A 12,993-nucleotide genomic window follows, 5' to 3' on the forward strand; every position below is an offset into this window, starting at 1 on the left:
GAAATAAGCCCTGTCCTTGGGGTAAGGACAGGGCTTTATCCTATTCCGTGTAAAAGCCGTTATCAGGCTTAGGCGGAAGCTTCTTCGCTCTTTTCAGCGGCTGAGGCGGTGATCGAGGCGATCACGACGTCCTTGGCCGGAACGGCGGTGACGTCTGACGGCAAGCTCAGATCGCCAACGTGGACCGAAGCGCCGATGTCGAGGCCCGACAGGTCAACCACAACGTCTTCCGGGATGTGACCGGCCGGAACCTGAATTTCCAGTTCGTGGAAGGCCACGGTCAGGGCGCCGCCCTTTTTCAGGCCCGGCGAGGCTTCGTGGTTCTTGAAGTGAACCGGCACGTTGATCTTGATGGTCTGGGTTTCATCGACGCGATACAGGTCGAAGTGAACCGGCACATCGGTGACCGGATGGAAGTCGATCGCCTTGGCGATGACCTTCTGGGTCTCTTCGCCGTACTTCAGCGTGACGAGGTGACCGGCCAGCTTGCCCGTATAGAGCGCCTTGCGGAATTCATTGAGCTTCACGGCGATAGCCACCGGAGCTTTGTCACCACCGTACAGGATGCCCGGAACCTTGCCTTCATTGCGGGTGGCGCGGGCGCCGCCGGTGCCGGTGCGCTCACGGATTTCAACGTCTAGTACGATATCGGCCATTAGCCTGTTCCTCAAACAAAATGCGCCGCGTCAGTTTCAATGCCCGCCCTCTGAAACCTCCGTAAGGGAGGCGCGGGCAACACAATGGACACGGCGTGGGGAAACCCCGAAAATCTCAAGAGGGCGCGTAGATACACGCTAACGTCCCAATACGCAACGGGTCAGAAAGCGGAAAAATCGGCTTTTTCCCGCTCAAGGCCGGGTTTTTCAGACGACAAGCCTCATAAAGCCGAAAATCCCACACGGGCGTAGAGGTAAGCCCTTGGGGGATTTTCAATATATCAGCAGATGGTACAGGGGGGCTTCCCCCTGTCCGGTCAGGACGACTTCTTCTTGGCCGGTGTGGTGGTCTTTTTAGTCGACGTCTTCTTGGTAGACGGCTTCTTGACCGGTTCCGGCTTGATGTACGGCTTAGCGTTGGCGTACCTCAACTCTTCGGTGCCGTCGGCCCGCAGCTTGACCTCACGGTCAGGGGACAGGTTGAGCGCGTTCGAAGACAGTTCGCCGATGCAGTTGCCCGTATCCATCATGATGTGCTGACCGACGCAGAACACATCATCGAAGTGGAAGCGCGACGCCGCCAGACACTGATTGAGGTTCAGCTTTGATTCGCCAAGGCAGCGCGGCGATTGCTGCTCGTTCAGCAGGGCCACGACGGCGGCTTCGTTGGGGCCGGTTCCTTCACCCAAGATCGAGATGGCAGCGATGGCCAGCGCCCGATTTACGCCATAGGTATAGGGCGCGTTGAACAGGGCTTCCTGATCGAAGGACACCGGGGCCGTGCCGGTCGTGCTGAGCGGCTGAGCCGGGCTGCTGGTCGCTGCGGTGGCATTGTAGGCGGCGGCATCGGCGGTCGCCGTGCCCGTGCTGGCGCGCGTGGTCAGGCCCTTACCGGTGAGGGCGGCTGTTAGCAGTCGGGCGCTTTCGTCGCTCGCCACGCCGCGGCCGGTCGAAGACGACAGCTTGGTGGCGGCCAGACGGCCCGCCGGATCGCTGAGGACGCCCTTGGACCACGCCTGTTTCTGAATCGAATAGGCGGCCTGCTTCATCGCCGTCCCCTTGGCGTAGAGCATTTCACCGTCCGAAGACAGGGCCAGAATAACGCGACGGGCTGCGATATTGGCACCGGGGATGCCCGCAGCATAGGCCGGGTTGCTGAACAGCTTGTTCACCAGTTCCTGACGCGCGGCGTCGTCGGAGGCATAGGCGCGCAGTTGCGAGCGGAAGGCCGGCTCCTGCATGGCGACGATGGCGGCATAGGCGATAGCCCCACGCGCCAGTTGTTTCGGCTCATAGGAAGCGCCCTGGCTCAGCTTGGCCTGCACCATGGAGGCGTCGTTGAAATCTGGGCTCATGCCGCGTGCCTGTTCGACGTAGGTCACATAGACCGAGGCGGCATCCGAAATGGCAGGCGCCAGCGACACGGGCGGGCCAGCGGGCGCGGGCGGCGGCGGGGGAGGTGCGGGCGGTGGCGCGTCGGTCTGACAGGCGGCCAGGCTGAGGGCCATAATCGACGCGGTGACGGCCAAGAAGAGCGGCCTGCGGCCGGTTCCGGTCGTGAATTTCATACTAAACTCCCCAATACGGATGCCCGGAACGGCGGGCAATATACGAGACGTCGGTTGACGGGGCGCAAACCCCAGGGCGCAGACAAACAGAAGGGCGCGCGGACAAACGTCCGCATCTGTTTCTTATGTCAGATACTCTGAGCGGGCCGCAGTTCCCACCGGACGGCGAGGGCATGATACCGGCAAAACGGCCGACCACAAGGCTGTCAGGAATAATTCAACTGCCAGCAGAAGTCCTCATAAAAGCGCCAAAAATATGGCTTTTTCGCTCGCGACGGCCTCTGAGTCGCGGCGAAACGAAAATAACATTTCCGTGAGAAGGGTGCCTCTCGTCACGGTTAATATTGGCCTAATGAAAAGTAAAAAAGGCATCCGGAAGGACGCCTTTTGGGCCGGGCGCTTAGTCAAAGAGTTTGGAGACAGACTCTTCGTTGGCGATGCGGCGGATCGCTTCGCCGATCAGCGGAGCGACGCCGACGATACGGACCTTGGGGTGGTTGCGGACATGCTCCGGCGCCTCGATGGAGTCGGTGATGACCAGTTCCTTGAGCACTGAGTTTTCTACGCGCTCCATCGCCTTGCCCGACAAAACGCCGTGGCTGATATAGGCCGAAACCGAGGTCGCGCCGCGGTCGATCAGCGCCTTGGCCGCATTGACCAGCGTGCCGCCGGAATCGACGATGTCGTCGAACAGGATACAGTTGCGCCCCGTAACGTCCCCGATGATGTTCATGACTTCGGATTCGCCGGCGCGCGGACGACGCTTGTCCACGATAGCCAGATCGCCGCCCAGACGGTCGGCCAGAGCGCGGGCGCGCACCACGCCGCCGACGTCCGGCGACACCACCATGATTTCATGGGCGTTGGGATAGTTGGCCTTGATGTCCTTGGCCATGAAGGGAATGGCGACCAGATTATCGGTCGGGATGTCGAAAAAGCCCTGAATCTGACCGGCGTGCAGGTCCATGGTCAGGACGCGGTGCGCCCCGGCACGTACGATCAGATTGGCCACCAGTTTGGCCGAAATGGGGGTGCGACCACCGGTCTTGCGGTCCTGACGGGCGTAGCCGAAATAGGGGATGACGGCGGTGATGCGCTTGGCCGAAGCCCGCGTCAGAGCGTCGATGCAGATCAGCAGCTCCATCAGGTTGTCATTGGCTGGATAGCTGGTGGACTGGATGACAAACACATCCTCACCGCGCACGTTTTCGTCGATGGTGACGAAGATTTCCTTGTCGGCGAAGCGTTCGATGCGCGCCTTGGTCAGGGGCATGTCGAGATAGTCGCCGATGGCCTGAGCCAGCAGTCGGTTGGAATTGGCCGATAGCAATTTCATGGGGAACCTGTGGGGCGGCAGGGTGGGAAACACGTACGTGTTTTACATGCGGCGGCTTTTAACAGGTGCGACCTGTGGGGCAAGCCCGATTCGTCGCAAATCCTTAAAATTTTGACTGGATTTACGGCTCTTTTGGCGTGCCCGTGATGAACCACGCCCGCTTAATCGTTTCATCCTCGATCTCGTAGATGCCGACCACATCGACCAGCCGCACACCCTCCGGGAAATTGCGGGTGACGGACTCCGTGTCGATGACGGTGTTGCCGATCACGCTGCGGCTGATCAGGCGGGCGTAAAGATCTGGCTCCTGAAAGCGGATCAGGTGGCGTTCCCGAATAGCCCTATGTCCCTTGGCCAGCAGGGTCTGCGGATGGGAGTAGATTTCCGCATCCTCGGCCCAGAAGGACAGAAACCTGTCCACATCCCTGGCATTATAGGCGTTAAGTTGCCCTTTGACGATGTCTTCCGCTGAGCGTGTCATGGACGCAGCATGATGGCGCTGATTAGACGGCCATAGTCCGGCTCCTGCCGCAGGAAGCCCCGGCGGTTGGAATGGAACAGGGCCTCTTCGGCGCAGGTGTCGTGGCCTGTGGTCGCAACCTGCGTCAGCCCCAGCCGCTTCAGTCGCATCAGGCAGAAGCCGGGCAGGTCGAAATAGCGCTTGTCGGCGGTCTTCCCGGGAATAAAGAAGGCGGCACTGTCGGCATCCTGAGCGCGGAAGGTGTCTTCGTAATCGGTGGACACCTCGTAGGAGGCCTGCGCGATGCACGGGCCGATGACGGCGCGCAGGTGCCGGGCTTCGGCGCCCTTGGCCAGAAGCGCCGCGTATTCGGCTTCGATCATGCCGCCCAGTGCGCCCTTCCAGCCCGCGTGGCAGGCCCCGACAACGCCATTGACCGGATCGGCCCACAGGATGGGGGCGCAATCGGCCGACAAGGCCCCCAAAATCAGGCCGGGGGTGGTGGTGACCAGACCATCGGCCTCCGGACGGTCTTCCGTGGGCCACGGGCCATCGACCGTCACGGCGATTTTGGAATGCACCTGATAACAGTTGAGCAGACGCGCCTCCGGCTGGCCAAAGCTGGCGGCGACGCGGCGGCGGTTTTCGAGGATATTGTCGAGCGAGTCCTTGGAGCCTTGCCCGACATTCAGCGACTCGTAGGGGAAGGGCGAGACGCCGCCCAGCCGCGTGAAAAAGCCGTGCTGGACGTTCGGCAGGTCGAGGAGCGGGTGCAGGATACGGGGCAGGGTCATTATAGTGCCTGTGAAATTAAGAGCCCCCACCACCGCATCTCAGCTTGGCTTCGTGCGGTCCCCCTCCCCAGTAAACGGGTGAGGTATGAAGGCTAAGCTGTACTAGGGCTCGGCGTGAATGGGCGCAAGGCCTGCCAGCGGCAGGTCGCGAGGGTAATGGATGGCCAGCACCTTGAACAGTTCGCCCATCTCCTCCGCCGCGATCAGGCGATGGACCTGCCGCGCCAGCCGGTCGGTGTCTTCCGGGTTTTTGGCGCGCAGTTCGTCAAAGCGCTCGATAATACCGAGTCGTTGCAGGAAAACGCCCTGCGGCGTGATCTGGCTGACGCCCAGCCCCATGTTCAGCGCCGTAACCGCCAGCGACGGAAAGTCCGCCCACTGGGTCAGGTCGTGCGCGCCGGGTTCGGCCAGCGGATCGGTCTTTTCATGGCGATAGAGGGCCTGAAGCGTGTCGCCGGGTTCGGGGCGGTCGCGGCCATAGTCGATAAACAGCGCCGCCCCGGTCGCCTCGTGGATCAGCGCGCCCACCGCCTCGATCAGTCGGTTTTGCGCTACGGAGACTTCGCAGACCTGACCCCCTTCGGCGGCGAAGGGGGCTTTGAAATCCTGCGGTGCGGGGACAAGGCCGATGACCAGTTCGCCCTCGTGCAGGCCAACGCAGCGCTCATACCAGCCGTCGGGGGTCAGTTGAAACTGCCGCGCCGGCAGACAGTCGAGTACCTCATTGGCGATGATGAGCAGAGGCGCATCGGTCGGCACGTGGTCGAGGCTGTCGTAATGGCGCACCTCACCCAGTCTGGCCGTCTGTACCGCGCGAAGCGGCTGCGAAGGCTCGATCAGACCGATCTCCACGGCCTGCGCGAAGGCGGGCAGGGCGCGAAAAGTTCTCAGCAGGTCGCTCATCAGCGTGCCGTCACCGGGGCCGATTTCAAGGACGCGAATCTTTGCGGGCGCGCCCATATCCTGCCAGGCCTGCATGGCCCACAGGGCGAGACGTTCACCGAACATCTGCGACACCAGAGGGGCCGTGATAAAGTCGCCCTCTTCGCCCAGAGCCGGGCGCGTGGCGTAATAGCCTTCCTGCGGATCGAACAGGCAGGCCCACATATAGTCGGCGATGGTCAGCGGGCCTTCGAGCCTAATCTGCTCGATCAGGCGGGTCTTAAGCGAGGCCATCAGGCGCTTTCGTCTCATTTGTCGCCGTAAATCCGGCGGGCAGGGTCTTGCCGCGCAGGGCCAGCCAGATGGCGATGCCGCCGCCAATGATCATCAGCAGCGACAGGGTCTGCCCCATGGTGATAACGTGCTTGAAGAAGGGCAGCATCTGGGCGTCGGGTTCGCGCACAAACTCGACCAGCACGCGGGCAAGGCCGTAACCAGCAACAAACACGCCCATGATCAGGCCGGGCTGACGCAGTTTGCGCCAGACGTGCACCAGCAGATAGCCGACGACAAACAGCACGATCCCTTCCAGCACGGCCTCGTAAAGCTGACTGGGGTGACGCGGCAGATAGCCAGCAACGCAACGCCCATATATATCAACGGGCGTGTAGCGATTACAAAAGACCATGCCCCACGGCGCGTCTGTGGTACGGCCCCACAGTTCGCCATTGATAAAATTGGCGATGCGGCCAAAGAACAGCCCGATTGGCGCAGCGCAGGCCAGAAGATCGCCCAGGGTCCACGGGTTGATGCGGTGACGCCGACTATAAAGCACACCCGCGATACAGACCCCGATAAAGCCACCATGGAAGGACATGCCGCCTTCCCACACCTTGAAGAATTGCAGCGGGTTTTTCAGGATGGGCGCCAGATCGTAGAACAGCACATAGCCAATGCGTCCGCCCAGAATGATGCCGAGCGCCATCCAGATAATCAGGTCTTCGAGGTTTTCACGCGACAGGGGGGCGGGGTAGGGCGCCCACAAAGACTCCTTGCGGATCAGTCGCGTCAGATACCACCAGCCCAGCGCGATACCGGCGACATAGGCCAGCGCGTACCAGCGCAGGGCCAGCGGGCCTATGTGCAAAAGGACGGGATCAATGTCGGGCAGGGTCATGCTCAGAAACCTGTGAACTGTATTCAATGACCTAAAGGAATCATCGAAGGGGGGCAAGAATCGTGAAAAACTTTCTTTCAGTCGCCATTCGCACTATATGCGCACAGTGTGACAACTCATTTGAGGCTCTTTCCGGGCCTTTATCCGCAAGGATTTTCCCATGCAGTCGAAAAACCCCTTCCTCGACGAATTCGCCAAGCTCTCGACCAGCGCCATGTCTCTGGCTCAGGCCGCCGGTGACGAGGCCAAGGCAGCCTTTCGCGCCCAGGGCGACCGCTTCGTCGCCGATATGGACCTTATCCGCCGCGATGAATTCGAGGCGATGAAGGAGGTCATGCTGGCCGAAATCGCCGCCTTGAAGCTGGAAATCCAGAGCCTCAAATCCAGGGCTGAGTAAACCTCACCCTTCGGACCTCTCTCAGGACACCCGTATCTCTCATGGACCTGCCTCAGGCTGATTATACCGACACGACTTCCGACCCGCTCGAACTGGTCGAAGCCATCCTCACTGACGAAGGCCTGACCTTTGAGCGGACACCTGATGGCGAGGTGCTGTTCTCGCTGGCCGGGTTATGGAAGTCGCACGACATGTGGTTCTCCTGCCGCCCGGAAGGGGAGTGCCTGCAACTGTGTTCGTCGCTCGACCTGCGCTTCGATCCGGCAAAGGTGGCGCCGATCCATCAGTTGCTGTCACTGGTCAATCAGCGCGTCTGGTTCGGTCACTTTGAAATCTATGAAGACGAAGAAGGGATGCGCGAAGCGGGGCGTCTGCCCGCCGATATCGTCTTCCGCCACACCCTGTTGTCGAGCCCGATGGAACGCCCCGGTCAGGTGCAGACGGCGCATATGATTAATGTTGCCGCCGAAGCTGTGGATCGCTTTTATCCGGCCTTCGACTTTCTGTTCAAGGGCGCGCCTACGGCCGAAGCGGCGCTGGAAGCCTGCCTGTTTGAGACAATCGGAGAGGCCTAAACCCTTTCTCCGCCCCTGCGAAGCGGGGGAGGGGGACCACGAAGTGGTGGAGGGGGCATCTCCGGGTGGCCCCTCCGTCAGTTCGCTCATGCTCACTGACACCTCCCCCGCTGGGCAGGGGAGGAGAGAGGAAAGTCCAATGCTGGCGAAACCTATACTTCTCATTGGCGCGGGGGCGCTGGGGTCGGCCATGCTCAAGGGGATGCGCGCCGCAGGCCATATCGCGCCGCCCGACCTGATTATTCTCGATCTCAATCCCGGCGAAGAGGCGCAAGCCTATGCCGGGATGGGGGCGCGGCTTAACCCGTCGCCGGAGGTGTGGCGCGACGCCTTCACAGTCATCATCGCCGTCAAGCCGCAGAGCTGGCGCGGGGCGGCGCAGATTCTGGACGGCAATCTTAACCCGGAGGCGACGCTGATTTCGGTGATGGCCGGGGTGCGGACCGAAGACCTCAGCAGCGTGTTTGCGCCGCTGAAAGTTGCGCGCGTTATGCCGACCACCGGTGTCGCGACCGGTAAGGGCGTGGCCAGCCTCTATGCGTCCGAGGGCCTGGCCTTGCAGGCGGCTTCCGATCTCTTCTCGCCCATGGCGGCGACGGTGGTGCTGGACAACGAAGACCTGATCGACGCGGCGACCGCCGTGTCCGGGTCGGGACCGGCCTATGTCTATGCCTTTGTGGCGGCGCTGGAGCAGGCGGCGCTGGAAACCGGATTGACGGCGGCGGATGCCAAAACGCTGGCGCGCGCCACCCTGATTTCGGCGGCCAATCTGCTGGATCAGACGGGCGAAGACCCCGAAGACCTGATCCGTAAGGTCGCCTCGCCCGGCGGCACCACCGAAGCGGCGCTGAAGGTGCTGCGACAGGAGGGGCAGGGGCTCACCGAACTTGTAACGGCGGCGGTACTGGCGGCGCAGAAACGCTCCAAAGAACTCGGATAATACCAAGGTCATTGAAAATGACTCTTGGTATCGTTTCTTCAACGGCCGGAGGCGGTCAGCCTCTTCGGCCGTTGGTATAAGAAAAGCCCCGCCGGTTGGCGGGGCTTCGTATCTTATTTCAGGCTGAGTTTCGCTTCGATCTCTTTCCAATCTACGATCTTGAAATTTTGCCGGGCACGGGTGGTCGAAAGCGCTTCGCCTTCGGTGTCCATGTCGTCCTGCATGACGACGATACCCTTGGCATAGGGACCGACCTGCCCGCCCAGGGCCGCGACTCCATCCGTCCCCGTCACCGCATCGATGCCGTTGCCGGGGAAGACCGAGAAACGGCCCTGATAGACGGGTGTACCCTCGACGCGCCAGACGGCAAAGGCCGAGTCGCCTTGCGACGAGGCGATCAGATAGGTCTTTTGGCCGTCCCGCAGCAGGGTCAGGCCTTCGACATCAGCTTTGAGCACGTCCGACGGCAGACTAACCAGCGCCTTGCGCTGCGACCCCGTGGCCGGATCGAGGCTGTACACCCAGATTCCGGCGTTTTCTTCGGCGATATAAAGCGTCTGCGTTACGTCATCGACCACGCAGCCTTCGGATTGCGTGCCGACAGTGAAGCGGCGCGTTTCGGTCAGGACCGGCTTGCCCGCAGCGACGCTGACCGTGGCCTGAGCCACATCGCCGTTCTTGCCCACCATAATGGCGACCAGATCGCCCGCCGTCGTCTTACCAAGGCAGAAACCATAGGCCTCAGAGGTGGCCAGCGGCGCAAAGCCCCAGTCGCTGGTTTTCAGCGTCGCCGGATCGAGCTTGAAGAAACGCACGCCATTGCCGACGCGGTCAGAGGCGGCAACCACCACCGGCAGTTCCAGCGCGTCGTTACGCAGATCGACATTGTTCATCGGACCGACGGTGAGGAAGTCGATCAACTTCCCATTCAGATCATAGCTGTAAAGGCCCGCCTTCTTGTCAGTGCCATAGATGACGACGCGGTTGGAGTCGGACGGATCGACCCAGATTTCGGGATCGTCAGCGGAGTCCAGATTGAGCGTGCCGACCGCCGTGGTTTCCGTCACCGCCAGAACCGGCGTGCCCGTGCCCTGCGTCATCTTGGCCGAGTCGGAGATCAGTTCCGGGTGCACGCAGGCGGACAAAGCCACTGAAGCGACACACAAAAGAGTTGATGTCATAAAAAGTTTAAATGTCTGGCTGGTAAGCATTTGCGTACACCCCTATGTGCTGATTTTCGCGCTCTTAGCACGGAGAATAAAAAAGCACACTCAATTTGAGTAGTGCGTACGTAGGTTCATGCAATGTGCTGAACTGTGCATCTAATGTCACAGTGTATCTCGTTTGTGACGCTGTCATAAAAGCTTCACGGAACTGTAGTCGAACCGTCGCCCAGCCTGACTAGACGGACCTCAGGGGCTTTGACGCAAAGATTTTGCCGGGCCAGATCACTGGGGATTTGAGATGAAAACCGTGAAGTTTCTCGCGATGACGGCGGCTATGGCGCCGCTCGCCGCTGTGGCTGTTCCGGCTGTGGTTCAGGCTGCTGACGCGGAAGAGGTCACCGAAGTTGTTGTGACGGCGCGCCGTCCGTTGGCCGAATCTGATGCGGCCGCCCTGAAGGCGCAGCGTCAGTCGGACTCGCTGGTCAGCGTTTTGTCGGCCGATGATGCCGGCAACCTGCCAGATCAGAACATCGCCTTTGCCATCGGCCGTCTGCCGGGCGTCGGTCTGGAGCGCGATCAGGGGCAGGCCCGCTACGTCAACCTGCGTGGTATGCCGCGTAAGTGGGCGACCATCTCGTTCGATGGCCTGTCGGTCGTTTCCGCCGAAGGCCGCGACTCGCGTTTCGACAACATCCCGTCGGCTATTGCCTCGCAGGTGATGGTTCAGAAGGCCATCGTTCCGTCCATGCCCGGTGACACCGTTGCCGGCAATATCGACATCCGCACGCGCCGTGCTTTCGACTATAAGGGTCAGAAGATCACGGGCAAGCTGGGTCTCGGCCACGTCACCCTGGGTGGTGGTGAAGAAGTGGATGCCAACCTCGTCTATTCCAACATCTTCATGGGCGGTAAACTGGGCATCGTCGCTCAGGCCTCCTACTATCGCCGCAATATGGCGACGGAAAACTGGGAAACCGATCCCTACCTCGTTCAGCGTGCCGCCGCTCCAGGCAAGACCTTCGCCCGTGAGTTTGAATACAAGAACTACCGTCTGACGCGTTACAACTCTTCGGCCTCTCTGCGCGCCGACTACAAGATTGACGACAACAACACCCTGTTCGCCTCGTCGATCTGGACGATTTTCAAGGACGACGAGCTGCGCGACAACTGGATCGTGCGCCTTGATCAGGGCACCAACGCCGCCGGTGTCGCCTATAATTCGGATGCCAATTTCACCGCCGCCGATCCCAAGTTCGGTACGGTTTATGGCGCGCGCCTGAACGGTCGTATCGACTATCGCGACTCCGAAGAAATCCTTGCCACCAACACCTTCGGCGGCGAGCACCATAACTGGTACGGCTATGACGTGTCGTGGCGCCTGAACTATACGGTGGGTCTGAACGGTGGGGATACGCCGGTTACCGCCGCCTTCCAAAGCCCGTCGTCTTTTCTTGAGCGTCCGACCGCCGTTTATGATTTCCGCAATGGCGATCAGAACATTGTGCGTCTGTACCGCACCGGTGGCACGACCTCGGCGCGTACCCAGGGCGACCGCGTTTTCTCGGCCGAAGAATTCAACACGCCGCTGACCTCGATCGGTCGCGTCGCCGGTGGTGAAACCACTCAGGCCTACACCGCCAAGATCGACTTTGACCGTCAAACCGAGCTGTTCGGTCTGCCGACCAAGGTGGAGTTCGGTGCCCTTTACACGGCGCGTAACAAGAAGAACGAAAACGAGACCTACACGGCGACGCCGGCGAGCCTGACCGCCAAGGGCTTTACGGTGCCGACCTGGGGCACGCTGGCCATTGACGATCCGTACAAGGGTAAGCAGGCGCTGGGTTACACCTTCCGATACACCAACCAAGCCCTGACGAACGATCTTGTCAATCAGTATATCAATGCCGGTGCCGCCGTGCGCGATATGTCGGCCACGACGTCTAACTACTGGAAGATCAACGAAAAGCAGGCGGCCGCCTACCTGATGGCCACCACGACGTTCGATTGGGGTAACATCGTTTACGGTACGCGCGTCGAAAACATCAAAAACGACGGTCGCGCCTATTCGACGGCTCTGGCAAAGTATCTTGAGACCTCCAGCGATGAAACCCTGTTCTACCCCAGCGTTCACCTGAACTGGAACGTGACGGACAAGCTGAAGGCGCGCTTCTCGCTGAACCGCACGGCTTCGCGTCCGGACTATGACGATCTGCGTCCGAACTTCACCTATTCCGACTCGAACCAGACGGTTTCGGGCGGTAACCCGGACGCCAAGCCCGAAAAGCAGACCGGCTTTGACGCCTATCTGGAATACTATGGCGACTCCGCTTTTGTGTCGGCGGGCTTCTTCTACAAGGACATTCAGGACGTTCTGTTCAACCAGTCGGCCACGTTTGGCTCTGACATCCTGAATTCGGGCACCACCAACCGTTCGGACTATATCCTGACCACCCTGCGTAACGGCGGTGATGGCAAGCTGTCGGGTGTGGAACTGTTCACCTCCTACAGCGCGGAAAAGCTGGTCGAAGACCTCGGCTGGTCGGAATGGCTGGGCGGTTTCGGTGTGAAGGCTTCGGCCACGCTGGCGGACTCGGAAGTCACCCTCCCGGCCTATAATGTCGGCACCAAGGCTTCGCCAATCATCGTTCCGGCGCGTAAGGCTGACCTGCCGGGCACGTCCGAAGGCGTCTATAATCTTCAGATGATCTATGAAAAGTACGGCCTGACCGTGCGGCTCGCCTATCAGTACCGCACGGCTTGGATTCAGGAGATTGGCGGCTACACCATGGTCGGCGGCGTGGCTGTGCCCTCCGATAACGGCGACATCTACTGGGACGACGATGAAGAAGTCGATCTGTCGGTGCGCTATCAGATCAACAAGAACCTGGAGTGGTTCTTTGACGGCTCCAACCTGCGCAATCAGGGCGCGCGTCGTTACGGCACGGTTTCGACCAATCCGATCGAGTTTGAACGCTTTGGCCCGCGCTACGTCGCCGGCGTGAGTTTCAACTTCTAAAATCCTCAAGGGTGGGGGAGGCCGAA

At 60.7% G+C, this 12,993-nt stretch carries 12 protein-coding genes; 4 read left to right on the forward strand and 8 right to left on the reverse strand.

Going from position 1 to position 12,993, the window contains the following annotated elements:
• Positions 1–68: 68 nt before the first annotated feature.
• The 7 genes from EM6_RS02155 to lgt form a co-directional block, all read right to left on the reverse strand.
• Positions 69–656: a 50S ribosomal protein L25/general stress protein Ctc gene (locus tag EM6_RS02155; RefSeq protein WP_126419941.1), complete on the reverse strand. Its 588-nt coding sequence runs from the start codon at positions 654–656 to the stop codon at positions 69–71.
• Positions 657–973: 317 nt separating this feature from the next.
• Positions 974–2,224: a hypothetical protein gene (locus tag EM6_RS02160; protein WP_126419942.1), complete on the reverse strand. Its 1,251-nt coding sequence runs from the start codon at positions 2,222–2,224 to the stop codon at positions 974–976.
• Positions 2,225–2,624: 400 nt separating this feature from the next.
• Positions 2,625–3,560, reverse strand: coding sequence for a ribose-phosphate pyrophosphokinase (locus EM6_RS02165; RefSeq protein WP_126419944.1), 936 nt, complete (start codon positions 3,558–3,560; stop codon positions 2,625–2,627).
• Positions 3,561–3,681: 121 nt separating this feature from the next.
• Positions 3,682–4,041, reverse strand: coding sequence for a nuclear transport factor 2 family protein (locus EM6_RS02170; RefSeq protein ID WP_126419946.1), 360 nt, complete (start codon positions 4,039–4,041; stop codon positions 3,682–3,684).
• Positions 4,038–4,814 (reverse strand): peptidoglycan editing factor PgeF, encoded by a 777-nt coding sequence (gene pgeF / locus EM6_RS02175; RefSeq protein WP_126419948.1) that lies wholly within the window; start codon positions 4,812–4,814, stop codon positions 4,038–4,040. The genes EM6_RS02170 and pgeF overlap by 4 nt, the downstream gene beginning before the upstream one ends.
• A gap of 102 nt (positions 4,815–4,916) precedes the next feature.
• Positions 4,917–5,990 (reverse strand): class I SAM-dependent methyltransferase, encoded by a 1,074-nt coding sequence (locus tag EM6_RS02180; protein ID WP_126419950.1) that lies wholly within the window; start codon positions 5,988–5,990, stop codon positions 4,917–4,919.
• Positions 5,977–6,873, reverse strand: coding sequence for a prolipoprotein diacylglyceryl transferase (lgt, locus tag EM6_RS02185; RefSeq protein ID WP_126419952.1), 897 nt, complete (start codon positions 6,871–6,873; stop codon positions 5,977–5,979). Before lgt ends, EM6_RS02180 begins: the two co-directional genes overlap by 14 nt.
• A gap of 160 nt (positions 6,874–7,033) precedes the next feature.
• Here lgt and EM6_RS02190 point away from each other — a divergent pair, with 160 nt between their 5' ends.
• The 3 genes from EM6_RS02190 (at position 7,034) to proC (ending at position 8,785) form a co-directional block, all read left to right on the forward strand.
• Positions 7,034–7,270, forward strand: a complete 237-nt coding sequence (locus EM6_RS02190; protein WP_126419954.1) for an accessory factor UbiK family protein — start codon at positions 7,034–7,036, stop codon at positions 7,268–7,270.
• 41 nt (positions 7,271–7,311) lie between these two features.
• Positions 7,312–7,845 carry a YbjN domain-containing protein gene (locus EM6_RS02195; protein WP_126419956.1) on the forward strand — a complete coding sequence of 178 codons (534 nt, stop codon included), beginning with the start codon at positions 7,312–7,314 and terminating at the stop codon, positions 7,843–7,845.
• A 139-nt stretch (positions 7,846–7,984) separates the two neighbouring features.
• Positions 7,985–8,785, forward strand: coding sequence for a pyrroline-5-carboxylate reductase (gene proC, locus EM6_RS02200; RefSeq protein ID WP_126419958.1), 801 nt, complete (start codon positions 7,985–7,987; stop codon positions 8,783–8,785).
• 113 nt (positions 8,786–8,898) lie between these two features.
• Here the strand turns inward: proC and EM6_RS02205 are convergent, their stop codons facing one another.
• Entirely contained in the window at positions 8,899–9,936 is a 1,038-nt protein-coding gene (locus EM6_RS02205) for a phytase (RefSeq protein WP_232037071.1), read from the reverse strand.
• Between the two features lie 313 nt (positions 9,937–10,249).
• Between EM6_RS02205 and EM6_RS02210 the strand changes: the two genes are divergently transcribed.
• Positions 10,250–12,967: a TonB-dependent receptor gene (locus EM6_RS02210; protein ID WP_126419962.1), complete on the forward strand. Its 2,718-nt coding sequence runs from the start codon at positions 10,250–10,252 to the stop codon at positions 12,965–12,967.
• Positions 12,968–12,993: the final 26 nt, after the last annotated feature.

It is taken from the genome of Asticcacaulis excentricus (genome assembly GCF_003966695.1).
Taxonomy (GTDB): domain Bacteria; phylum Pseudomonadota; class Alphaproteobacteria; order Caulobacterales; family Caulobacteraceae; genus Asticcacaulis; species Asticcacaulis excentricus_A.